Raw genomic sequence first — 23701 nt, 5'->3', positions numbered from 1 at the left:
CATGACAGCCACGAAAACCACCCGCGGCAAGGTCATCGTCACCTGCGCCGTGACCGGCTCGGTGCATACGCCGACCATGTCGCCCTATCTGCCCGTGACGCCCGACCAGATCGCGGCCGAGGCGATCACCGCGGCGGAGGCCGGCGCCTCCATCCTGCACCTGCATGCGCGCGACCCGCAAGACGGACGCCCTTCCGCCGATCCTGACGTGTTCATGCGCTTCCTGCCGCGCATCAAGCAGGCGACGGACGCTGTCATCAACATCTCCACCGGCGGCTCCTCGCTGATGTCGCTCGACGACAGGCTCGCCGCCGCGCTCCGGACCGAGCCGGAAATGTGCTCGCTCAACATGGGCTCGATGAATTTCGCCCTGTTTCCGGCGCTCGACAAGCCGGTCGCCTGGCAGCACGACTGGGAACCCAAGCTCCTGGAAGCGACACGCAGCTCGATCTTCAGGAACACCTTCGCCGACATGGAGCACATCCTCGACCGCCTTGGCCGGGGTTGCGGAACCCGCTTCGAGTTCGAATGCTACGACGTCGGCCATCTCTATTCGCTCGCGCATTTCCGCGACCGGGGCCTGGTGTCGGGGCCTCTCTTCATCCAGTTCGTCTTCGGCGTGCTCGGCGGCATCGGCGCCGATCCGGAGAACCTCACCCATATGAAGCGCATCGCCGACAAGCTGTTCGGCGATTCCTACAGCTTCTCCGTGCTCGCCGCGGGACGGCACCAGATGCCGATGATCACCATGGCCGCGGCCATGGGCGGCAATGTGCGGGTCGGACTCGAGGACAGCCTCTACGACGGACGCGGCCAGCTTGCGCGATCCAATGCCGATCAGGTACGCCGCATCAGGACCGTGCTCGAGGCGTTATCGCTTGAGGTCGCCACACCGGCGGAAGCGCGCGACCTGCTGGCGCTGAAGGGTGGGGATCGGGTGGCCTTTTAAGGACGACCTGCGAGTCCAGATCGAGATCGAGGAGCCGCGATGAAAGCCTTCTACGCCGACGAGCAGAAACGTCACGACCCCAAGGCATTCCTGTCGAGCGGAGCGCCGCAGCCCAACCCCGAGCAGCCGGAGCGGGTGGAACGGCTGCTTGCCGGCGCGCGCGCGGCCGGTTGCCGGATAGTGCGACCGCGCGACCACGGGCTTGGGCCGATCGCGGCCGTCCATACGCCGGAATATCTCGACTTCCTCCAGCACATCTATCAGCGCTGGCAGCGCATTCCGGGGGCCTCGGACGAAGTCATCCCAAACATCCATCCGATCGCGCGCGGCGGCAGCTATCCGGCTTCGGCTGTCGGCCAGGCAGGCTACCACATGGCGGACACGGCCTGCCCGATCTCGGTCGAGACCTGGGAAAGCGTCTGCTGGAGCGCCTGGAGCGCGGTCGACGCGGCCGACGCCGTGCTGGCCGGCGAAGCGGCCGCCTATGCGCTCAGCCGCCCGCCCGGCCATCACGCCTTCGCCGACGTCGCCGGCGGCTTCTGCTTCGTCAACAATTCCGCGGTGGCCGCACAGCGGCTGCGCGGCGAGGCCGCGCGCGTGGCCATCCTCGATGTCGACCTGCATCACGGCAACGGGACGCAGGGCATCTTCTATGCCCGGCCCGATGTGCTGACCGTCTCCATCCATGCCGACCCCATACGTTTCTACCCTTTCTTCTGGGGTCATGCGGACGAGCGCGGCGAGGGGCCGGGGCTCGGCTACAATCTCAATCTTCCGCTGCCGCGCAAATCGGGCGATGAGGACTTCCTGGCCGCACTCAACACGGCCCTCCGCCGCATCCGCGCTTTCGCCCCGGAGGCGCTGGTCGTGGCGCTCGGCCTCGACGCCTTCGAAGGCGATCCTTTCGGCGGCCTTTCGGTGACGACGCCGGGCTTCGGCCGTATCGCCGAGGCGATCGGTGGCCTCGGGCTGCCGACGGTCGTCGTCCAGGAGGGCGGTTACCTCTGCGACGCGCTCTCGGACAATCTGACGGCCTTCCTGACGGGTCTCGGACGATAGGCCCGCATCGGCCGCCGAGGCCTTGTACCACAGGTGACAGGTTCGACCGGTGGAGCACGCGGCTGCGTGGCCCATGTCTGCCCGGAGGTATCACCCCCCGGGGCGCAACAGATAGACTCGCGAGCGCACACCCGTCTGGACGTATGAAAAAGTTAGGCTATTGTCGGGTAACGGACGTTTGCGGGCCGTAACGGGTCTTGTCCTTGCCCGGAAGACGCATCATATTTCGCTGAGGCATGCTGGAGTCCCGCCAGCGGCGCCTGGGCGATCGTAGGCCCGACACCCGACGGGACAGTAGCAACAGAGGAAATCCATGGCTGACCTTCGTAACTATCAGGCACGCGTCGCGGCCGGCAGCCGCGCCGACGCTGCCATCGACGAAGGCCTGCGCGCCTATATGCTCAAGGTCTACAACCTTATGGCGCTTGGCCTTGTCATCACCGGCGTCGCCGCCCTCGGCACGATCATGCTGGCCACGACCAATGATCCGGCTTCGGCTGTCGCCACGCTCGGCAACGGCAAGATGCTGACTGCCTTCGGCGCCGCCATCTACGGTTCGCCGCTGCGTTGGGTCGTCATGCTGGCCCCGCTCGCCGCCGTCTTCTTCCTGGCCTTCAGGGTCCAGACGATGAGCGTAGCGGCCGCGCAGACGGCGTTCTGGGTCTACGCCGCGCTCGTGGGCCTCTCGCTGTCGTCCATTTTCCTGGTCTTCACGGCGCAGAGCATCACTCAGACCTTCTTCGTGACCGCCGCCGCCTTCGGCGCGCTCTCGCTCTACGGCTACACGACGCGTCGTGACCTCACCGCGATGGGCTCGTTCCTGATCATGGGCGTGTTCGGCCTGATCATAGCGATGCTGGTCAACATCTTCCTGCAGTCGTCGGCCCTGCAGTTCGCCATCTCGGCGATCGGCGTGCTGGTCTTCGCCGGCCTCACCGCCTACGACACGCAGAAGATCAAGGAGATGTACTTCGAGGGCGACGACGTTCTGGTCGCCGGCCGCAAGGCCATCATGGGCGCGCTGACGCTCTATCTCGACTTCATCAACCTGTTCACCTTCCTGCTGCAATTCCTGGGCAACCGCGAATAAGCAGGGCAGACAGGCAAACAAAAAGGGCGGCCTCGTGCCGCCCTTTTTATTTGCGCATCGCGGGTCTTGCCCCGTCATCTGCACTTCATCGAGGTTCCGCATTTTCACCGCGATGGGTCGTAAAACCGGCATCATCTGCTACGATAGTCCAAAAGCATGCGGCGAGAGGGACAGAGACGCCATGGTTGCCAGCCAGAAATCCAAGGCTGTGGTCAAGGGGGCGTCCGCCTCCGACAAGCGTGGGGGAGCGGCCGGGAAGCTGGCCGAATATCTGCTCGACCGCGCAGCGGCCGAGGATGTGGCGGCCTATGCGCCGGCCGACCTCGATAAGGCTGCCGCGCTCGCCTGGCAGGCGGTCGCCAGGCATCGCAAGGGCTCCAGTGTCGTCGCCGTCGACAACGGCCGGGAGGTGGAGCGCCAGGACCGGCCGGTGACGGTCATCACCGTCGTCAACGACAACATGCCTTTCCTGTTCGATTCGATCCTGGGCGAAGTGACGGACAGCGCCGGCGAGGCCATGTTCGTCGTCCACCCCGTGCTTGCCGTGAAGCGCGGCCGCGACGGGATCACCGACATCCTCGGCGACGCCGCCCATGCCAAGGGCGATCCGGACCGTGTCAGCGTCATCCATGTCCATGTCGGGCAGATCTCCGATCAGCACGCGGCCGGCTTGCGCGAAAGGCTGCATAAGATCCTCGACCAGGTCCGCGCCGCGGTCACCGACTGGAAGCCGATGCTGGCGCGCCTCGACCAGGCCATCTCGGAATTCCGCTATGCGCCCGTGCCGCTCGACAAGGACGATGTCGGCGAGGCGATCGCCTTCCTCGAATGGTTGCGAGACGACAATTTCACCTTCCTCGGCATGCGCGAGTTCAGATATTCGGGCGGCGAGAAGAGCGGAACCCTGGAGCGCGCCGACGAACCCGGCCTCGGCATCCTCGCCGACCCCGACGTGCTGGTGCTGAGACGCGGAACCGAGGCGGTCACGACGACGCCCGAGATCCGCGTGTTCCTGCACGGGCCCGACCCGCTGATCGTCACCAAGGCCAACGCCAAGTCGGTCGTCCATCGCCGGGCCTATCTCGACTATGTCGGCGTCAAGACCTACGACAAGAAGGGCAAGCTTTCCGGTGAACTGCGCATCGTCGGCCTCTTCACCTCCACGGCCTACACGCGCTCGGTGATGAAGATCCCCTATCTGCGTTCCAAGGCGCAGGCGGTCGTCGCCCGTTCCGGCTTCGATCCGAACGACCATTCCGGCAAGGCCCTCATCAATGTGCTGGAATCCTATCCGCGCGACGAGCTGTTCCAGGTCGCGGTGCCCAAGCTGCGCAAGCATGCCATGGCGATCCTGGCGCTGGGCGAGCGGCCGCGCGTGCGCGCGCTCGTCCGTGTCGACCAGTTCGACCGCTTCGTCTCGGTGCTCGTCTTCGTCCCGCGCGACCGCTACGATTCGGTCGTGCGCGAAAGGGTCGGCGCCTACCTGAAGGACAAGTTCGACGGCCGCCTCTCCGCCTACTACCCGGCCTTTCCGGAGGGTGGGCTGGCACGCGTCCATTTCATCATCGGCCGCTCCGGCGGCAAGACACCGAAAGTCGAGCAAACGACGCTGGAAGCCGGCATTCGCGACATCGTACGCACCTGGGAGGACGGGCTGCGCGAGGCCGCAGCCGAGTCCGGCGCCGGTACCGGGCTCGCCGAGATCGCCAGGCGGTTCCCGGAAAGCTATCGCGGCTCCTTCACCCCTGCCGAGGCACTGGTCGACGCCGGCTGCATCGCCGAGGTCGGGCCGGACAACCCGATCGCCATCGACTACTACCGGCATGCCGAGGAGAAGCCGGAACAGGCCTCGCTGAAGATCTATCATTTCGGCGCGCCGGTGGCCCTGTCGCGGCGCGTTCCGCTCCTGGAGAATATCGGCTTCCGCGTGATCAGCGAGCGCACCTTCGAGGTCGGCGACGCCGATCACGACACCGTCTTCGTCCACGACATGGAACTGGAGAACGCCTTCGGCCGCCCCATCGATCTCGCCGACGGCGGCGCGTTGTTCGAGGAAGTGTTCCTGTCGGTCTGGCGCGGCCTCAACGACAATGACGGCTACAATGCGCTGGCGCAGACCGCCGGCCTGAGGGCCGCCGAGATCGCAGTCCTGCGCGCCTATGGCCGCTACCTCCAGCAGGCCGGCATCCCACAGAGCCAGGACTTCATCGCTACGGCGCTCAACCGCTATCCCGAATTGGCGCGCGGCCTCTACCAGCTCTTCGTCGCCCGTTTCGACCCGGCCGCCGAGGACGGCGAGGTGACGGCCAGGCATCTCAAGGCCAAGATCCGCGACGAACTGGAAGCGGTGCCCAGTATCGACGACGACACCATCATCCGCCGTTTCCTGAACCTCATCGAATCCTCCCTGCGGACCAACTACTTTGCTTCGGTCATGTCGTCCGATGGCGTCTCCCTGGCGATCAAGCTCGATTCCAAGGCGATCACCGGCCTGCCGGAGCCGCGCCCGTGGCGCGAGATCTTCGTCTACGGGCCCGAGGTGGAAGGCGTGCATCTGCGCTTCGGCCCGGTGGCTCGCGGCGGGTTGCGTTGGTCGGACAGGGCCCAGGACTACCGAACGGAAGTGCTCGGCCTGGTGAAGGCGCAGCAGGTCAAGAACGCCGTCATCGTTCCGGTCGGCGCCAAGGGCGGCTTCTTCCCGAAGCGCCTGCCGGCCGGCGGCAGCCGCGACACGATCTTCGAGGCCGGCAAGCAGGCCTATGTCAACTTCGTCTCGAGCCTCCTGTCGGTCACCGACAATCTCGAGGGCGATCGAGTGGTGACGCCGGACAAGGTAGAGCGCCGCGACGGCGAGGACCCCTATTTCGTGGTCGCCGCCGACAAGGGCACGGCCACCTTCTCCGACACCGCCAACGCCATCAGCGAGCGGCACGGCTTCTGGCTCGACGACGCCTTCGCCAGCGGCGGCTCGGCCGGCTACGACCACAAGAAAATGGGCATCACTGCCCGCGGCGCCTGGGAAGCGGTCAAGCGGCATTTCCGCGAGATGGACCGCGACATCCAGACGACACCGTTTACGGTCGTCGGCGTCGGCGACATGTCGGGCGACGTCTTCGGCAACGGCATGCTCTTGTCGGAACAGACGAAGCTGATCGCCGCCTTCGACCACCGCGACATCTTCATCGACCCCGCACCCGACGCCGCCGCCTCCTTCGCCGAGCGCAAGCGCATGTTCGATCTGCCGCGCTCGAGCTGGCAGGACTATGACAAGGCCAAGCTGTCGCCGGGGGGTCTTGTTGCCTCGCGCTCCCAGAAATCGATAGCCCTGTCGCCCGACGCGGCCGCCGCGATCGGCCTCGCCAGGACGACGGCCACCCCGGCGGAGATCATGAGCGCCATATTGAAGGCGCCGGTGGACCTGCTCTGGTTCGGCGGCATCGGCACCTATGTCAGGGCGACGTCCGAGACCAACGCCGATGTCGGCGACCGCGCCAACGACGCGATCCGCGTCACGGCGGCCGAGCTGCAGGCCAAGGTCATCGGCGAAGGCGCCAATCTCGGCGTCACGCAGCGGGCCCGCATCGAATTCGGGCTGAAGGGCGGCGCGTGCAATTCCGACGCGATCGACAATTCGGGCGGCGTGAACTCCTCCGACGTGGAGGTCAATATCAAGATCGCGCTGGCGGGCGCGATGCGCAAGGGCGCCCTCACCCGGCCGGCCCGCAACAAGCTGCTCGCCGAGATGACCGGCGAAGTGGCCGATCTCGTGCTGGCCAACAACTACCAGCAGACGCTCGCCATCTCCCTGGTCTCGAGGCGCGGCCTGGCCGAGCTGCCCCACCAGGCGCGCTTCATGACGGCGCTTGAGCAGCGCGGGCTGCTCGACCGGGCCGTCGAGCAACTGCCGTCGCCGGCCGCGCTTGCCGAACGCGAGGCGCGCGGCGAGCCGCTGACGCGCGCCGAGATCGGGGTGCTTCTGGCCTATGCCAAGATCGTGCTGTTCTCCGACATCGTCGACAGCGGCCTTCCGGACGATCCGCATTTCGACAGAGACCTGCTCGACTATTTCCCTGAGCGCATGGCGAAGAAATATGCCGAGGAGATCCGCGGCCACAGGCTGCGGCGCGAGGTCATCGCGCGGGTGGTCGCCAACGACCTCGTCAATCGCGGTGGCCCGACCTTCGTCAACCGGCTGCAGGACCTGACCGGCCGCAGCGCGGCCGACGTCGTGCGCGCTTTCACCATCGTGCGCGACGGCTTCGGCCTTGCCGGCGTCTACCGCGACATCGATGCGCTGGACAACAAGATCGACGGCCAGGCACAGCTCGACTTCTATGCCACGGCCGGCCGCCTGATCGTGGCGGCGACGGCGTGGCTCCTGAAGAACGACCGGGACGACACGCCGATGGAGACCCGTATCGCCGAGCTGCGCGACGCGCGCAAGGCGCTCGAGCCGAAGCTCGACAGCCTCCTGCCGGCCTTCATGCGGGAACGCCTGGACGAGCGGCGGCACGGCTTCTTCAAGGCCGGCGCCCCGGAGCCGCTCGCCGCGCAGCTGGCCGCATTGACCGTGGCGGAACTGCTCCCTGATATCGCGCTGGTGTCGCGCAACAGCGGCGCCGACCTCGTCGTGTCTGCGAAGGCCTTCTTCGCCGCGAGCGACGCATTCCGTATCGCCCGCATCGAGGATGCCGCCCGGGGGCTGCAGCCATCCGACTATTATGACGGCCTCGCGCTCTCCCGCGCCAATGACATGATCGGCGCGGCGCGGCGCGGCATTGCCGTTTCGGCGCTATCGTCCTTCGGGCAGGCGGCCGATTCCGTCGCGGCCTGGCTGGAAGCCGGCGGCGAACGGGTGGCGCGCACGCGCGAACGGCTGCAGGCGCTGACCGAGGGCGGCGAGCTGACCGTGTCGCGGCTCTCCGTCGCCGCCGGGCTGATGAGCGATCTCACCGGACTTTGAGCTCGTGAGGCCGGCGACTGTCGCGCCCGCAATGGAAGAGGGTGAAAGAGGGTACGCCTGTTCCACTGGCGCTCTTCCCTGCAGGGCGGGTTTCAGAAGAACGGTTTTCCGGTAAGCTGCGGCAACGCTGAGCCCGGTCGGACTCGACCGGGCTCAGCCATGCAGGTCTGCTTGGGGCAAGGAGGGGGCATGGCATCGGTGGAAGTTTCGGCGCGACGAATTTCGACGCCGCGGCGCGGCATCTGGGGATGGATGCTGTTCGACTGGGCTGCGCAACCCTTCTTCACGGTTGTCACCACCTTCATCTTCGGCCCCTATTTCGTCTCGCGCATGGCGGCCAATCCTGCCGATGGCCAGGCCGCCTGGGGCTACGGCATCGCCGCGGCCGGTTTCGTGATCGCCATATTGTCGCCTGTGCTGGGATCGATCGCGGACCAGACCGGGCCGAGAAAGCCATGGATCGCCTTCTTCGCGGTCATCAAGATCGTCTCGCTGTCGCTTCTTTGGACGGCGGCACCCGGCTCGCCGCTTGTGCCGATCGTGTTGCTTTTCTCGCTCGCCTCCGTCGCGGCGGAGTTCTCGATCGTCTTCAACGATTCGATGATGCCGCGGCTGGTCTCGAAGGAGGAGATCGGCCGGGTTTCCAACATCGCCTGGGGGCTGGGTTATGTCGGCGGCATGATCACGCTGATCTTCGTCATCGCCTTCCTCGCCGCCTCACCCGAAACAGGAAAGACGCTCGTCGGCGTCGATCCGCTCTTCGGGCTCGACCCGCTGAAAGGCGAGGATGCACGCGCGACCGGGCCATTGGCCGCGGTCTGGTATCTGATCTTCATCCTGCCGATGTTCCTCTTCACGCCCGACAGCGGCAAGGGCCTGCCGATCGGCAAGGCCGTGAGCGCCGGCCTCGCCGAGCTCAAGGAGACCATTCTGGAAGCTCGGCGGCGCGCCGGCATCTTCCGCTTCCTGATCGCCCGCATGATCTACCAGGACGGCGTCAATGCCCTGCTTGCGCTGGGCGGCGCTTTTGCGGCTGCGATGTTCGGCTGGTCGATAACCGAGATCGGCCTCTACGGCATCATCCTCAATATTGTCGCGATCGCCGGATGCCTCGCGGCGAGCCGGTTCGATACCCGGCTCGGCTCCAAATCCGTCGTGCTGATCTCGCTGGTCCTGCTGTCGCTCGCCACCCTGGGAATCGTGTCGACCGGCCCGGGCTACACACTCTTCGGCTTCCTGCCGCTGCCCGGCGCCGACACCGGCGGTCTGTTCGGCACCCCTGCTGAGAAGGCCTATATCGCCTTCGGCCTGCTGATCGGGGTGGCTTTCGGCCCGGTCCAGGCGTCGTCGCGCTCCTACCTGGCGCGCAGCGTGTCCGCCGACGAGGCCGGCCGCTATTTCGGCCTCTATGCCCTGGCGGGCCGCGCGACGAGTTTCCTGGCGCCGTTCCTGGTCGCCACAGTCACGGCGGCCAGTGGCTCGCCGCGGCTCGGCATGGCGGTGATCATCCTGTTCCTGGCCGGCGGTCTCGCCGTGCTCCTTGGAACACCCTACCCGGCTGCAAAGCCGGAAGAATGATGCCGGCGGCTGCGGAGCATCCCCTTCGGCCCGGGCCCGGGTCTCAGAAGTCGCTGGTGAGGCCCTTGATTTCCCAGTCGCCGTAGCGGCCGGGCTCATGGCCGCCGCGGCCGCCGATCTCCTTGGGCATGGCGGCCTCGCGCTCATAGTATTCGTCGCGCCGCGCCTCGGCTTCGGCGAGAGCCCTGAGCGCCGTGGGAGACAGCTTCCGGCGGACGGGCTCCGCCTCTTCATCGGCCTTGTTGGAACCGTCGCCCATGCTGGCTTCCCTCGCAGGCTTTGCTATGCAAAGCATTGAAACGTGTCTTTTCCCGTCCCATCATATAGACAGCCCGGCAGGACGGATCGACCCCCTTTCGAGGAACGAATATGAACATCATGCGCACGGCCATGCTGCTGGCCCTGATGACCGCGCTCTTCATGGGCGTCGGCTACCTGATCGGCGGATCGGGCGGCATGACCATCGCCTTCTTCATAGCTGCGGCGATGAACCTGTTCAGCTACTGGAACGCCGACAAGATGGTGCTGCGCATGCACCATGCCGCCGAGGTCGACGAGCGCAGCGCACCAGAATATTACGGCATCGTGCGCGAGCTCGCCCAGCGCGCGGGCCTGCCGATGCCGAAGGTCTATATCATCGAAAGCCCGCAGCCCAACGCCTTCGCCACGGGCCGCAATCCGCAGAATGCGGCCGTCGCGGCCACGACAGGGCTTCTGCAGCGCCTCTCCTATGAGGAGGTGGCGGGCGTCATGGCGCATGAACTCGCCCATATCCAGAACCGCGACACGCTGACCATGACCATCACCGCGACACTGGCCGGGGCGATCTCCATGCTCGGCAATTTCGCCCTCTTCTTCGGAGGCAATCGCGAGAACAACAACAATCCCCTGGGCTTCGTCGGCGTGCTCGTGGCCATGATCGTGGCGCCGATGGCCGCCGCCGTGGTCCAGATGGCGATCAGCCGGACGCGCGAATATTCGGCCGACCGGCGCGGCGCGGAGATCTGCGACCATCCGCTGTGGCTGGCCTCGGCCCTCGACAAGATCGCCCGCAATGTCCAGCGGATCCACAATCCCGATGCCGAGCGCAACCCCGCAACCGCTCCGCTCTTCATCATCAATCCGCTCTCGGGTGAGCGCATGGACAATCTCTTCTCCACCCATCCCGCGACGGAGAACCGCATCGCCGCGCTGGAGGAGATGGAGCGCACATGGTCGAGCAATGCGCCCGCGCAGTCGGAGCCACACGCGGCACCCCGCGCCCGGGAGAGGCCGGCCGAAGCGCCACGCGCCCAGCCGGGCCCTCAGCCCGGTTCCGGACCCTGGAGCGAGGGGGCTTCCAAGCCGGCTGAGCCACGTTCGTCCGGGCCATGGGGCCGCAACCCGAGTGGACCGAAATCCGGGCCGAAGGGCCCGTGGTCGTGAGTTTCGCGACAGACAAGCCCAGCCGTCCAAGGGGAAAGACCGACAGACCCGACGAGAACGTGCCCGGGCTGCCGGCACGCAAGGCAGCGGCAAAACTGCTCGCGGCCGTCGTCGACGCCGGAACACCGCTCGACGGGCTCACGGATCATGAGCACGGCCACCCGCAGTATCGCGCGCTTGATCCGCGTGACCGGTCGCTCGTGCGCGCCATATTGGTGACGGCGCTGCGCCACCGCGTCACCATCGGCCGACTGATCGAACGACGCCTGGAGCGCCCATTGCCGGCCAATGCCCATGCGCTCGGGCACATATTGCATGTCGCCGCTGCCCAGGTCCTGTTCCTCGATGTCCCCGACAGCGCCGCGGTCGACCTTGCGGTGACCCACGCCAAGTCCGACCCGCGGACCACACGTTTCTCCGGCCTGGTCAACGGAGTGCTGCGCGCTCTGGTGCGCGTAAAGGAGCGGGCGCTGCCGGCCGAGCTCGCAAAGAACGACGACGCGCCGGACTGGTTCTCCCGGCGGCTTGCCGACGCCTATGGCGAGGACAAGGCGCGCGCCATCCTCGCCGCCCATCGCCTCGAGGCGCCGATCGATTTCACCGTCAAGTCGGATCCGGACGAATGGGCGGAGCGCCTCGGCGGCATCGTCCTGCGGACAGGCTCGGTGCGGGTGGAGCGCCTGACCGCGCCGGTCACCGAGTTGCCCGGCTTCGCCGAGGGCGAATGGTGGATCCAGGACGCCGCAGCAGCCTTGCCCGCCAGGCTGCTGGGCGACATTGCCGGCCTCGAGGTCGCCGACCTCTGCGCCGCACCGGGCGGCAAGACCGCGCAGCTCGTCCTCGCCGGCGCGCGCGTCACGGCGGTCGACATATCGAAAAGCCGGCTGCGACGCCTCGCCGCCAATCTCGAAAGACTGCGCCTTTCGGCCGACATCGTCGAAGCCGATCTGGCGACATTCACCCCGCCGAGGCTGTTCGACGCGGTCCTGCTCGACGCACCCTGCTCCTCGACCGGAACGGTACGACGGCATCCCGACGTCCCCTGGACGAAGTCGCTGCAGGACATCGGGAAGCTCGCCGGCGTCCAGCGCCGGTTGCTCGCCCGGGCCGTGCAATTCGTGAAGCCCGGCGGGCGCATCGTCTTCTCGAACTGCTCGCTCGACCCGGCGGAAGGCGAAGAGCTGCATGCGGCCTTCCTGGCCGAAAGCCACGGCATCTCGGACGACCCGATCCGGCCAGGCGAGATCGCCGGCGCCGAGGGCTTCGTGACGCCGGCGGGCGCTCTGCGGACGACGCCGGCCGACATGAATCTCGGCACATCGGCGCTTTCCGGCATGGACGGTTTCTTCGCCGCGCGCATGCGCCGTACGGGCTGAGCCGCGGCGCTAACCAAATATTCACCGTCGTGGTAAACAATTGATCAACCAAACTGGCCGCGTCCGATTCCACGTCAAGTCCCCGAAGGGCGACGACGCCGACCAGGTAACTTGTTGTTTCTGATTTTTGTTTTGGATTTGAGTTCCCGAACGCCGATGTCGACGAAACAGATGGGAACAGCAAATCCTCCAATAGGAGCGGCCCTTGGCCCGTCGCTCCGGAAAGCCTTGTCCGGGGTGGCGGAGACGGGAGCAGGAGGGATCTTCTTGGCGAACGCGGCGGGCGGCTCACCGCGTCTGTGGGGGCTTGTGGCGCGCGAATTGTGGCGCCGCACGCGCCGGCGCCTGCGCGCCGGCCCGGTCTATCGCTGGCGGTTCACCGGCCGCACACCCGAACGCGTGCTCATCGCTCCGCCGGACCTGCGGCTGGCCGATCCGCAGATCGCCATAGAGATCTACTACGGACGCTTCCCTTTATCCGGCCATCTGGTCGAGACCGGCGGCCAGTCACCCTTCCAGATCGAGGTCGCCAATCGCGGCTGGCAGAAGTCGCTGCACGGCTTCCGCTGGCTGCGCCATATGCGCGCCGCGGGCACCGAGCTGGCTTCGGCCAATGCGCGGGCGCTGGTGTCCGACTGGATCGCCATCCATGGCGGCCGCATAGCTGGCCTCGCCTGGGATCCCGCCGTCACCGCGCGCCGCATCATCGCCTGGTTGCAGCATTCCTCGGTCGTACTGCAAGGCGCCGAATTCCCCTTCTACCGGGCGTTCCTGAAGTCGCTCGCCATCCAGATCCGCTATCTGCGCTCCATGGCGCCCGAAATGCCCGACGGCAGCGAAAGGCTGCGCGCCAGGATCGCCCTGGCATTCGCCAATCTCTCTCTGCCCGCTCCCGCCTCGGCACTGCGCAACGCCACGCGCAACCTGTCGGAGGAGCTGGAACAGCAGATTCTGCCGGATGGCGGCCATGTCTCGCGCAACCCTTCGGTGGTGATGGAACTGCTCGCCGACCTGCTGCCGCTGCGCCAGACCTACGCCAACCAGGCGGAGTCGCCACCTCCCGCATTGCTCGGCGCCATCGATCGCATGCTGCCGGCACTGCGTTTCTTCCGCCACCAGGACGGCAGCCTCGCCCGTTTCAACGGCATGGGGGTGACCATCCACGACCGCATCGCCGCGATCCTGCGCCACGACGACACGGTCGGCGCGCCGCTACTGCACGCCCCGCATTCGGGCTATGAGCGGCTATCGACCGGCGGCGTCACTGTCATCGCCGACACCGGCGCGCCTCCGGCAGCCGAACTGTCGGAAGACGCTCATGCCGGATGCCTCTCCTTCGAGATGTCGTCTGGGCGCCAGCTCTATGTCGTCAACAGCGGGGTCGACACGTTCGGAGCCGACGACTTCCGGCCCCTGGCGAGGGCCACTGCAGCGCATTCGACGGCAACCCTCAACGACACCTCGTCGGCGCGCTTCACCCATTCGTCCAGCGTCAACGACCTCATCGGCCGGCCCCTCGTCGGCGGCCCGAAGGAAGTGCCTTGCGAACGCACCGACCAGGACGGCAAGCAGGGTTTCGTCGCAAGCCATGACGGCTATCTCGGCCGCTTCGGCCTCTACCACGAGCGCGAGATGCTTCTGTCGCAGGACGGCAACCAGCTCGACGGCGCCGACCGTTTCTTCGGCGCCAAGGGCGTCCTGCCCCGCAACAATGGCCGCGATGTGGTGACGCTGCGCTTCCACCTGCATCCCGATGTCAGCCTGTTGCGTGACGAGTCGGGCCGCTTGATCCTGACCGCGCCCGGCATGGACAGCTGGCGCTTCATGGCGAACGGCGTCCAGCCCACGATCGAGGAATCGATCTTCTTCGCCGGCCTCTCCGGGCCGCGGCGCTCACGCCAGATCGTAATCAGCTTCAAGGCCTCCGAAGTGCCGGAGATGCGCTGGCGCATGCTGCGCATCGGCACCGCCGCGCAGCAGGCCAGACGTTGACCAAAGCATGTCTCCCGAAAGCGGGTACCGGTTTCGGGACAAAGACATGCGTCAAATCAAAGACCTGCAGTGTGTTGCGCGAATCCGTCTTCACGCAACACGTTGCAGGCCCTGATGTTCCGATGCAGGAAGCCCCGCCGGAGCGGGGCTGGTTTGCCGGCGATGCCGATCGGAGAGCCGCTATGCGGCCTATTCCTCGTCTTCGTCCTGCTTCGCCTTGAGCGAGGAGAGCTTGGCGAAGACCGCGTTGGGGTCGAGTTCGCGCTCCTCGTCGTCGTGCCTTTCGGCTTCCGGTGCCAGGCGTTCGGTGAGTGCGGCCGGCAGCAGCGTATCGCCGACCGGGGCGGCCGGCTGCTTGCCGTGCGATGCGCGCTGGACCTCGATGTCGAGGTCGACCTGCGAGCAGAGGCCGAGCGTCACCGGATCCATCGGCACGAGGTTCGACGAGTTCCAGTGGCGGCGTTCGCGGATCTGCTCGATCGTCGACTTGGTGGTGCCGACGAGGCGCGAGATCTGCGCGTCCTTCAGCTCCGGATGGTTGCGCACCAGCCACAGGATGGCGTTCGGCCGGTCCTGGCGCTTCGACAGCGGCGTGTAGCGGGGACCCTTCCGCTTCGATTCCGGCACACGAACCTTGGGCTCGGAAAGCTTCAGCCGGTAGTTGGGGTCCTTCTCGCCCTTGGCGATCTCGTCGCGCGTCAGCTGGCCGGTCATGATCGGGTCCATGCCCTTGATGCCCTGCGCGGACTCGCCGTCGGCGATCGCCTTCACCTCCAGCGGATGCAGCGTGCAGAATTGGGCGATCTGGTCGAAGGAGAGCGCGGTGTTGTCGACGAGCCAGACGGCGGTCGCCTTGGGCATCAGAAGCGTGTTGGCCATGGAGTAAAATCCTCTCGTTCGCTCGCGTCCCTGGCGCGAGCGGTGGATGGAAGCCACCAAAATGGGGAAATCACGGAGTCATATAGCGGTTCCGCTCCTCATTCGCAACGATTTAGCAAAAGCGAATAGCGAATAGCGAGTAGGGAATTGGGAGCCTGCGGCCTTTCCCCCTACTCGCTATTCGCTACTCGCTATTCGCTCAAGTAACGTCGAGCACGATCTTTCCGACATGCTCGCCTTCCTCCATGCGCTCATGGGCACGCCAGGCCTCGCGCAGAGGGAAGATCATGTCCATGACGGGCGCGATGCGACGGCTGGCGAGCAGGGGCCAGACCTGCGCCTCAAGAGCTGCCGCTACGCCTGCCTTGAACTCGACCGTGCGCGGCCGCAGCGTCGAGCCGGTATGGGTGAGGCGCTTGACCATCAGCTTGGCGAAATCGGCACTGGCGATCGCCCCGCCCTGGGTGGCGATCTGCACGATGCGGCCGTCGACCGCCGCGGCATCATAGTTACGCGCGACATAGTCGCCGCCAACCATGTCGAGGATCAGATCGGCGCCGCGGCCGCCGGTCGCCTCCTTGGTCGCGGCGACAAAATCCTCGTTCCGATAGTTGATCGCGCGGTCGGCGCCGAGCTTCAGGCAGGCGGCGCATTTCTCGTCGGAACCGGCGGTCGCCAGCACATGGGCACCGAAGGCCGAAGCGAGCTGGATCGCCGTGGTGCCGATGCCCGAGCTTCCGCCATGGACGAGGAAGGTCTCGCCCTTCGTCAGCGCGCCGCGCTCGAAGACGTTGTGCCACACGGTGAAGAACGTCTCGGGAAGCGCGGCGGCCTCGGTGAAGGTGAAACCCGCCGGCAGCGGCAGCGCGTTGGTCTCGTGCACCTTGGCATATTCGGCATAGCCGCCGCCCGGCGTCAGGGCACAGACTTCGTCGCCGACACGCCAGCGCGACACGCCTTCGCCAAGGGCGGCGACCTCGCCCGACACTTCCAGGCCCGGCAGGTCCGACGCGCCCGCCGGCGGCGGATATGCGCCCTTGCGCTGCAGCACATCCGGCCGGTTCACCCCGGCTGCGCGGACCCGGATGAGGATCTCCCCCTGGCCGAGCTCCGGCACGTCCCTTTTCTCCGGCTTCAGGACACGCGGCCCGCCCGGCACCGAAATGGCGATGGCCGTCATCCTGTCGGGAATTTTCTGTGCTTGCGCCATCCTCTCACCATCCCTGTTTCGCCTGTCGGCGGCATATTTGCGTCATTGTTTCCCGACTATGTATTGTCACGGGCGGAACAATCAAACCGGAGAAGCGAGATGGCGATCTTCGACGAGGAACCCGTCAAAAAGCAGCGTGTCCATGAGATCGGCCAGGATCTGTCGCTTCTTTCGGTCGGCGAACTCACCGAGCGGATCGGTCAGCTCAAGGCCGAGATAACCCGGCTTGAAGCCGAACTGAAGAGCAAGGGTGCGACGAAGGCGGCGGCGGAGGCGCTGTTCCGACGCGAAACTTGAAGCCGATGCCGCCGGCGCGCCGCCGAAAAGCCTGAAAGCCTGTATTGTCAGGCAACATCCGTTCCCGAATCGCTTGCCGGATCGCCGTATGTTCGTTGCCTACCGCCCGATCATTTCGCTCCTGCGCGGCACCGCCTTCCTGCTCGCCGCCACCGGCCTTCACGGGCTCTTGCTGCCGCTGCGCGGGCAGCTCGAAGGATTCTCGACCGCCGCGCTGGGCCTGATGGGAACGGCCTGGGCAGCCGGTTTTGTCGCCGGGTGCTTTTTCGCGCCGCGGCTCGTGCGCCGGGCCGGCCATGTCAGGGCCTTCGGCGCTTTCGCCGCGTCGGGGGCCATCATCGCGCTGCTCACGGGGCTGCTGATCGATGAGTATTTCTGGATTCTGCTTCGCGCCTGCACCGGCTTCACCATGGCCGGCGCCTTCATGGTGATCGAAAGCTGGCTGAACGAAAAGGCCACCAACGAGAACCGCGGCCGGGTATTCGGCCTCTATATGATGGTCACCTACACCTCGATCATGGCCGGCCAGATGATTGTCGCGGTCGGTGATGTCGGCGCGGCCTCTCTGTTCATGGTGACCGGCATCTTGTTCTGCTGCTCGCTGATCCCGACAGCCGTCTCCACCCAGGCCCATCCCAAGCCCCTGCAGGACGTGTCGCTCGACCTCAAGGGCCTCTACGCGAATTCGCCGGTCGCCTTCGTCGGTTGCCTGTTGGTCGGCGTCGCCAACGGCGCCTGGGGCACGCTCGGCGCGGTCTATGGCGCGCGCATCGATCTTTCGACGGCGGAGATCGCCCTGATGATGAGCCTCGTGGTCGTCGCCGGCGGCGCACTCCAGCTGCCGGCCGGGCGCATCTCCGACAGGACGGACCGTCGTTATGTGCTTGCCGCCGCGGCACTGGGCGCGGCCGTCATCGGCGTTTCCATCTTCCTGGCTGCGCCGCGCATCGGCTCGCTCGTCATCGTCATGACCGCGGCCTATGGGGCGCTCGCCTACACGCTCTATTCGATCGCGGTCGCCCATGCCAACGATCACGCCGATGCCGCCGATTTCGTGAAGGTCTCCGGCGGGCTGCTCCTGCTCTACGGCTTCGGCACGATGATCGGCCCGCTTCTGGGCGCCGGTCTCATGGGGCTCCTGTCGCCGGAAGGCCTGTTCCTGGCCACCGCCTTCGCCCACTTCGCGCTCGCCGGCTACGCGGTGCTGCGCATAGGCCGCCGGGCGCCCGTCCCCCTCGAAGAACGCGAAGCATTCAAGACCTTGCCGGCAGAACGTGCCGTGACGCCGGAAGCATTGCGGCTCGATCCTCGCACCCAGGCCGACGAGGGCAGTTGATATTCCTGAAGTGCTGCCGCAAAAGGAGGCATGATCCTCGACGATGCTTTTGTGGCCATCTCAGATCCGAACCGGCGATTTCTTCTCGAAGAACTGCGCCGCGGCCCCAAGACGGTGAACGAACTCGCAGCAGGCCTGCCGGTGTCGCGGCCCGCCGTTTCCCAGCATCTCAAGGTCCTGCTGGATGCAGGGCTGGTCAGCGCCAGACCGGAAGGCACGCGCCGCGTCTACGCCATCAGCACGGAAGGCTTCCTGCGCCTCAACATCTGGCTCGATCAGTTCTGGGACGGAGATACGAACGGCGTATAGACCGTTGCGGCGTGGGGCACGCACCCCTGCGTCGCCAAATGATTGATCTGCAGCTTCCGCGAGCGCATCACGACGCCTCACGCAGCAGGGGCAGATTTGTCGATGGAACGCACCGCTGCTAGAGATTTGACACGATCGTAGGACCGATCCGTCCGTGTCGACGCGCAGCAGGACAGTCGGCGCTATCGTCTTTCCGCCCACCCTTTCATTCTCAACGGCGTGCCCGAAGCACCGCAGCCGTCCTCGACGCCGGTAGGCGCGGCTTGAACGGCATGGCGTTCGCTCTGCCGCACCAGTCGGAGCCACGCCTCAAGGGGAAGATTTGGACATGGATCAAGCCCGGCCGACGGCTGTGCGGATTACCTCTTGCTATTCCGCAACAAGTGCGCCCCACCGCCTTGGTCGAAGTCAGCTTGTAACACCGCGGCACACTGCCCTGATTAACCTGAAACGAATGAAACACTTCTCAACGGCGCCGGAAAAACACCCGATACACGTCACTGCTAAGGTCTTTCAGGATGCCGGACGAGCAAGCGTCTCCCATCGGGCATCCTCCAAAGCCGCCACCGGTTGCAAATCTCGCTCGTCCGGCGTCGTGGCGACCTATCGCCGGGAACAGGCGCCCTGGCGCCAAGCAAGGAAGGACATGCAATGGCTGTAACTGCCTTTTTTAGTCCCACCACCGGCGTTCTGACGGTGTTCGGGGACAATCTCGACAACAATATCGTCATCAGCCGCAACGCCGCCGGCCAGATCCTGGTCAATGGCGGGGCGGTCGCCATAATCGGCGGTACGCCGAGCGTCGCCAACACCGTGCTGATCCAGGCGTTCGGCCAGAACGGCAACGACACGATCACCCTCGATGAATCGAATGGCGCGCTGCCCAGGGCCAATCTGTTCGGCGGCGCAGGCAACGACATCATCACCGGCGGTTCGGGCAACGACATGCTGTTTGGCCAGAGCGGCAACGACGTTCTGCTCGGCAAGAGCGGCTCCGACTTCCTGTTCGGCGGCGCCGACGATGACACCCTCACTGGCGGCAACGACGACGACCAGGTGTTCGGCGAGAGCGGCAATGACCGCATGATCTGGAACCCGGGCGACGACACCGACCTGAATGAGGGCGGCGGCAACACCGACGTCACCGAGGTAAACGGCGGCGGCGGTGGCGAGGCCTTCAGCCTGACGGCGAACGGCACGCGGGTGCGCTTCGACCGGCTCGATCCTGCGCCGTTCTCCATCGATATCGGCACGACCGAAAACCTCGTCCTCAACATGAATGGCGGCAACGACAAATTTAGCGCCACCGGCAATCTGGCGGCGCTCGTCAACGTCACCGTCGACGGCGGCGCGGGCGACGACACGATCTTGGGCAGCAATGGCAACGACCTTTTGCTCGGCGGCGACGGCAACGACTTCATCGACGGACAGCAAGGGAACGACACCATCCGCCTGGGCGCCGGCAACGATGTGTTCCAGTGGGACCCCGGCGACGGCAGCGATATCGTCGAAGGCGAGGACGGAACCGACACGATGCTGTTCAACGGCAGCGCCGGCTCCGAACTCTTTGCCGCCTCGGCCAATGGCGGCCGGGTTCTGTTCACGCGCAATCTCGGCAACATCGTCATGGATCTCGACGACGTCGAGCGGATCGATCTCAACGCACTCGGCGGAACGGACAGCGTGACGGTGAACGACCTTTCGGGAACCGATGTGGTGGAGGTGAATGTGAACCTCGCCGGCACGGTCGGCGGCACGTCGGGCGACGCTGCGGCAGACGTTGTCACCACCAATGCGACGAACGGCAACGACATCATCGACGTCGTCGGAAGCGGGACCTCGGTCTCGGTCGTCGGCCTTGCCGCACGGGTGAACATCTCGAACTCGGAGGGCGCCAACGATTCGCTGGTCATCAACGGCCTCGGCGGGGATGACGCCATCACGGCCACGACGCTGCCGGCCGGCGTCATCAAGCTGACGCTGGATGGCGGCGCCGGCGACGACACCATTCGCGGGAGCCAGGGCGCGGACACGATCCTGGGCGGCGCCGGCAACGACTTCGTCTTCGGCGACAACGGCAACGATGTTGCGCTCATGGGCGCCGGCGACGACGTCTTCCAGTGGGACCCGGGCGACGGCAACGACACGATCGAGGGCCAGGAAGGCGACGATACGATGCGGTTCTTCGGCTCGAACGCCTCCGAGAACATCAACATCGTGGCAAACGGCGGACGGGCCCTGTTCCTTCGCGATGTCGCCAATGTGACGATGGACCTCAATGACGTCGAGAACATCGACTTCAGCGCACTCGGCGGCGTCGACAACATCGTCGTCGGCGACCTGAGCGGCACGGATGTGAAGAAGATCGGCATCGACCTTCGCGGACCGAACGGGGGTGGCGACGGCGCGGCCGATACCATCACCGTCAACGGGACGCAGGGCGCCGATGTGTTCGGCGCGGCAGGCGATGCCGGAGGCGTCACCGTGTTCGGCCTGCAGGCTGGAGTGAACATCTTCTCCCCGGAGGCGGCCAACGATCGGCTCGTCCTCAACGGGCAAGGCGGCGACGACGTGATCGACGCCACGAGCCTCGAGGCCGACGGCATCAAGCTCACCATGAATGGCGGGCTTGGCGCCGACGTGCTGCTCGGCGGCGAGGGCGACGACCTCTTCAATGGTGGCGACGGCAACGACCTGGCGTTGATGGGCGCCGGCGATGACACCTTCGTCTGGAACCCGGGCGACGACAACGACACCCTCGAGGGCCAGGCGGGCTTCGACACGATGCTGTTCAACGGTGCCAACGTGAATGAGATCATCGACATCACGGCCAATGGCGGACGGACCACATTCTTCCGCAACGTCGCCGCCGTGACGATGGACCTGAACGACGTCGAGAGCATCGACTTCAACGCGCTCGGCGGTGCCGACCTGATCCGCATTGGTGATCTCAGCGGCACGGATGTGACCGAGATCAACATCAACCTCGCCGAATCCCCTGCGCTCAGCGGAGCCGACACGGTCAGTATCGACGCCACCAACGGCGACGACGTGATCCTGGTTGTCGGCGATGCCAACGGAGTGACCATTCTGGGTCTCGGTGCCGCAATCAACATCACGGGCTTCGAGGCCGCGAACGACCGGATCGTTATCAATGGTCTCGGCGGCGACGACGTGATCGAAGCCTCCGGCCTCGCGGCCGGGGCTATCCAGCTCACCGCAAACGGGGGCAACGGCAACGATGTCCTCGTCGGCGGCGACGGCAACGACGTGCTGACCGGCGGCGACGGCGACGATGTGCTGATCGGCGGCCTCGGCCTCGACGTCCTCGATGGCGGAGCGGGCGACAACATCGTGATCCAGTAGGCGGTGACGCAGGAAACACCGCCAATCGCCGGGGCGCCTCGACATCGAGGGCGCCCCGGCTTCCCGAACGCAACTAGATTCACGTTTCGGTTCTTATGGGGAACTCCGTGACACCCTCAATCTCCTCGGGCTCGAGCAAGAACCCGTTCTCGACCGCCCTCGCTCGCTCCCGCGCGGCGCTTACCTTCATTGCCTTCTATTCCGGCGCGATCAACGTGCTGACGTTGACCGGCTCCCTTTTCATGCTCCAGGTCTATGACCGCGTCCTGCCGAGCGGCAGCGTCGACACGCTCGTCGCGCTCGTGGTGATCGTTGCCTTCCTCTATAGCGTGCAAGCCGTGCTCGAGACCGTGCGCACGCGCATGCTGACCCGCGTCAGCCGCCGCCTGGATGAAGATCTTTCCGGCCTTGCGTTCCGCTCGGCCACAGCGCCGACGACGGCGGTAAATGGCGAGCGCGGCGACCCCGTCCGCGACCTCGACCAGATCAGGCAGTTCTTCGCGACGCCCGGCCCGGCTGCGCTGTTCGACCTGCCGTGGATGCCGCTCTACCTCCTGATCAGCTTCCTGTTCCACCCCTGGCTTGGCTGGCTGACGGTCGGCGGCGCGACGACCGTCTCGCTGCTTGCCGTCTGGGGCGAAGTCCGGGGACGGGCAGCCGCCAGAAACAACGCCCGAACGGCGGCGCAGCGTCAAAACCTGGTCGACCGCACGCGGCAGAACGCCGAGGTGCTCGCGACCATGAACCTGCGCGCGCGCTTCGAGCGGCGCTTCGAAGTCGTGACGCTGGACTTCCTGTCGGTCGTCCAGAAAGGCAGCGACCGCGCAACGGGCATGAGTTCGGCGGTGCGGGCGCTGCGGGTGCTTCTGCAATCGCTGGTGCTGGCCCTAGCCGCCTGGCTCGCGATCCGCGGCGACATAACGATGGGCACGATCATCGCCGCGTCGATCCTCGCCTCTCGCACCCTCGCGCCGATCGACATGGCCGTTTCGCAGTGGCGGTACTTCGTTGCCGCGCGCCTCGCCGCGAAGCGCCTCCAGCGCTCCCTGGCAGAAAGTGACGTTCGAGAGCCAACGACCCGCCTGCCCGCACCGCACGCGCGTCTCGAAGTCGACGACGCCTATGTCGCGCCGCCGGGAACACGCGTCGCAACCCTTTCTGGGGTCAGGCTTTCGTTGCAGGCGGGCGATGGTCTCGGGATCATCGGCCCCTCGGGTTCCGGCAAGACGACCCTGGTACGTGCCATCACCGGCGTCTGGCCGGCCGTGCACGGCGAGGTCACCCTCGACAGCGCTCCAATCGCGCAATACTCGGCCGAAGATCGCGGCGCAGCGATCGGTTACCTGCCGCAGTATGTCGAGCTGTTCGACGGCACGATCGCGGAAAACATCGCGCGCTTCGATCCCGACCGAGCCGACCAGGCCGTGGTTAGGGCTGCGCAGCTCGCCGACATCCACCGCATGATCCTGAAGCTCCCCAGAGGCTACGACACCAGGATTGGCGAAGGCGGCCTCCAGCTCTCCGCCGGCCAGCGCCAAAGGATTGGGCTGGCGCGCGCGATCTACGGCGATCCCTTTGTCGTCGTTCTCGACGAGCCGTACTCCAACCTCGATGGCGACGGCGAGATCGCGCTCGGGCGCACGCTGGCCGGCATCAGGGCTCGGGGCGGCATTGTCGTGGTCATAGCCCATCGCCGGAGCGCCCTGGCGGCAGTCAACAAGCTGGTCGTCATCTCCGACGGCAAGCAGATGGCGTTCGGACGGAAGGAAGAGGTTTTGGGACAGGTCGGCACGATGAGCGAAGCAGCGGAATCCGCCATCGCGTCCGAACGCCCAAGCAATGTGAGGGTCCTGAGCCATGCGAGCCGTTGAC

General features: G+C 66.2%; 16 protein-coding genes. 13 read left to right on the top strand and 3 right to left on the bottom strand.

Features of this window, described 5'->3' with window-relative positions; translation table 11 throughout:
• Position 1 precedes the first annotated feature (1 nt).
• The 5 genes from JN302_RS09645 to JN302_RS09625 all read left to right on the top strand — a co-directional run bounded on the left by JN302_RS09645 (position 2) and on the right by JN302_RS09625 (position 9639).
• Positions 2-949: a 3-keto-5-aminohexanoate cleavage protein gene (locus JN302_RS09645; protein ID WP_202332722.1), complete on the top strand. Its 948-nt coding sequence runs from the start codon at positions 2-4 to the stop codon at positions 947-949.
• A 39-nt stretch (positions 950-988) separates the two neighbouring features.
• The gene (locus tag JN302_RS09640; protein WP_202332721.1) at positions 989-2008 is read left to right on the top strand and encodes a histone deacetylase family protein; all 1020 of its coding nucleotides are present in this window, start codon (positions 989-991) and stop codon (positions 2006-2008) included.
• A 313-nt stretch (positions 2009-2321) separates the two neighbouring features.
• A complete protein-coding gene (locus tag JN302_RS09635) occupies positions 2322-3098 on the top strand; it encodes a Bax inhibitor-1/YccA family protein (protein ID WP_202311718.1) in 777 nt (258 codons plus the stop codon).
• A gap of 181 nt (positions 3099-3279) precedes the next feature.
• A complete protein-coding gene (locus tag JN302_RS09630) occupies positions 3280-8061 on the top strand; it encodes an NAD-glutamate dehydrogenase (protein ID WP_202332720.1) in 4782 nt (1593 codons plus the stop codon).
• A 189-nt stretch (positions 8062-8250) separates the two neighbouring features.
• Positions 8251-9639, top strand: coding sequence for an MFS transporter (locus JN302_RS09625; RefSeq protein WP_244846269.1), 1389 nt, complete (start codon positions 8251-8253; stop codon positions 9637-9639).
• A gap of 43 nt (positions 9640-9682) precedes the next feature.
• Here the strand turns inward: JN302_RS09625 and JN302_RS09620 are convergent, their stop codons facing one another.
• Positions 9683-9898: a DUF1674 domain-containing protein gene (locus JN302_RS09620; RefSeq protein ID WP_202332718.1), complete on the bottom strand. Its 216-nt coding sequence runs from the start codon at positions 9896-9898 to the stop codon at positions 9683-9685.
• 110 nt (positions 9899-10008) lie between these two features.
• Between JN302_RS09620 and htpX the strand changes: the two genes are divergently transcribed.
• The 3 genes from htpX (at position 10009) to JN302_RS09605 (ending at position 14432) form a co-directional block, all read left to right on the top strand.
• Positions 10009-11064: a zinc metalloprotease HtpX gene (htpX, locus tag JN302_RS09615; protein ID WP_202311712.1), complete on the top strand. Its 1056-nt coding sequence runs from the start codon at positions 10009-10011 to the stop codon at positions 11062-11064.
• Positions 11010-12440 (top strand): RsmB/NOP family class I SAM-dependent RNA methyltransferase, encoded by a 1431-nt coding sequence (locus JN302_RS09610; RefSeq protein WP_202332717.1) that lies wholly within the window; start codon positions 11010-11012, stop codon positions 12438-12440. Before htpX ends, JN302_RS09610 begins: the two co-directional genes overlap by 55 nt.
• A gap of 267 nt (positions 12441-12707) precedes the next feature.
• Positions 12708-14432: a heparinase II/III family protein gene (locus JN302_RS09605; RefSeq protein WP_244743148.1), complete on the top strand. Its 1725-nt coding sequence runs from the start codon at positions 12708-12710 to the stop codon at positions 14430-14432.
• Positions 14433-14621: 189 nt separating this feature from the next.
• Here the strand turns inward: JN302_RS09605 and JN302_RS09600 are convergent, their stop codons facing one another.
• Together JN302_RS09600 and JN302_RS09595 are read right to left on the bottom strand one after the other, a co-directional pair.
• A complete protein-coding gene (locus JN302_RS09600; RefSeq protein WP_202332716.1) occupies positions 14622-15311 on the bottom strand; it encodes a DUF1013 domain-containing protein in 690 nt (229 codons plus the stop codon).
• 199 nt (positions 15312-15510) lie between these two features.
• Positions 15511-16521: an NAD(P)H-quinone oxidoreductase gene (locus JN302_RS09595; protein WP_202332715.1), complete on the bottom strand. Its 1011-nt coding sequence runs from the start codon at positions 16519-16521 to the stop codon at positions 15511-15513.
• A 99-nt stretch (positions 16522-16620) separates the two neighbouring features.
• Between JN302_RS09595 and JN302_RS09590 the strand changes: the two genes are divergently transcribed.
• The 5 genes from JN302_RS09590 to JN302_RS09570 all read left to right on the top strand — a co-directional run bounded on the left by JN302_RS09590 (position 16621) and on the right by JN302_RS09570 (position 23700).
• A complete protein-coding gene (locus tag JN302_RS09590; protein WP_202311707.1) occupies positions 16621-16818 on the top strand; it encodes a DUF1192 domain-containing protein in 198 nt (65 codons plus the stop codon).
• 88 nt (positions 16819-16906) lie between these two features.
• Positions 16907-18154, top strand: a complete 1248-nt coding sequence (locus JN302_RS09585; protein WP_202311706.1) for an MFS transporter — start codon at positions 16907-16909, stop codon at positions 18152-18154.
• 30 nt (positions 18155-18184) lie between these two features.
• On the top strand, positions 18185-18463 hold the full coding sequence (locus tag JN302_RS09580; RefSeq protein WP_202332714.1) for an ArsR/SmtB family transcription factor: 279 nt from the start codon (positions 18185-18187) through the stop codon (positions 18461-18463).
• A 651-nt stretch (positions 18464-19114) separates the two neighbouring features.
• Positions 19115-21829 carry a beta strand repeat-containing protein gene (locus tag JN302_RS09575; protein WP_202332713.1) on the top strand — a complete coding sequence of 905 codons (2715 nt, stop codon included), beginning with the start codon at positions 19115-19117 and terminating at the stop codon, positions 21827-21829.
• 107 nt (positions 21830-21936) lie between these two features.
• Positions 21937-23700: a type I secretion system permease/ATPase gene (locus JN302_RS09570; RefSeq protein ID WP_244846267.1), complete on the top strand. Its 1764-nt coding sequence runs from the start codon at positions 21937-21939 to the stop codon at positions 23698-23700.
• Position 23701: the final 1 nt, after the last annotated feature.

It is taken from the genome of Mesorhizobium sp. L-8-3 (assembly GCF_016756615.1).
Lineage (GTDB): Bacteria > Pseudomonadota > Alphaproteobacteria > Rhizobiales > Rhizobiaceae.
Note: the sequence above shows the minus strand (reverse complement) of the source record. Positions and strands in the feature narration are given on the sequence as shown.

What these genes read in the sequence shown, in the direction of transcription:
- JN302_RS09635 (WP_202311718.1), top strand. Translation starts at nt 2,322, where the DNA reads ATGGCTGACCTTCGTAACTATCAGGCACGCGTCGCGGCCGGCAGCCGC.
- JN302_RS09640 (WP_202332721.1), top strand. Translation starts at nt 989, where the DNA reads ATGAAAGCCTTCTACGCCGACGAGCAGAAACGTCACGACCCCAAGGCA.
- JN302_RS09600 (WP_202332716.1), bottom strand. Translation starts at nt 15,311, where the DNA reads ATGGCCAACACGCTTCTGATGCCCAAGGCGACCGCCGTCTGGCTCGTC.
- JN302_RS09645 (WP_202332722.1), top strand. Translation starts at nt 2, where the DNA reads ATGACAGCCACGAAAACCACCCGCGGCAAGGTCATCGTCACCTGCGCC.
- JN302_RS09580 (WP_202332714.1), top strand. Translation starts at nt 18,185, where the DNA reads ATGATCCTCGACGATGCTTTTGTGGCCATCTCAGATCCGAACCGGCGA.
- JN302_RS09590 (WP_202311707.1), top strand. Translation starts at nt 16,621, where the DNA reads ATGGCGATCTTCGACGAGGAACCCGTCAAAAAGCAGCGTGTCCATGAG.
- JN302_RS09630 (WP_202332720.1), top strand. Translation starts at nt 3,280, where the DNA reads ATGGTTGCCAGCCAGAAATCCAAGGCTGTGGTCAAGGGGGCGTCCGCC.
- htpX (WP_202311712.1), top strand. Translation starts at nt 10,009, where the DNA reads ATGAACATCATGCGCACGGCCATGCTGCTGGCCCTGATGACCGCGCTC.
- JN302_RS09595 (WP_202332715.1), bottom strand. Translation starts at nt 16,521, where the DNA reads ATGGCGCAAGCACAGAAAATTCCCGACAGGATGACGGCCATCGCCATT.
- JN302_RS09585 (WP_202311706.1), top strand. Translation starts at nt 16,907, where the DNA reads ATGTTCGTTGCCTACCGCCCGATCATTTCGCTCCTGCGCGGCACCGCC.
- JN302_RS09575 (WP_202332713.1), top strand. Translation starts at nt 19,115, where the DNA reads ATGGCTGTAACTGCCTTTTTTAGTCCCACCACCGGCGTTCTGACGGTG.
- JN302_RS09625 (WP_244846269.1), top strand. Translation starts at nt 8,251, where the DNA reads ATGGCATCGGTGGAAGTTTCGGCGCGACGAATTTCGACGCCGCGGCGC.
- JN302_RS09610 (WP_202332717.1), top strand. Translation starts at nt 11,010, where the DNA reads ATGGGGCCGCAACCCGAGTGGACCGAAATCCGGGCCGAAGGGCCCGTG.
- JN302_RS09620 (WP_202332718.1), bottom strand. Translation starts at nt 9,898, where the DNA reads ATGGGCGACGGTTCCAACAAGGCCGATGAAGAGGCGGAGCCCGTCCGC.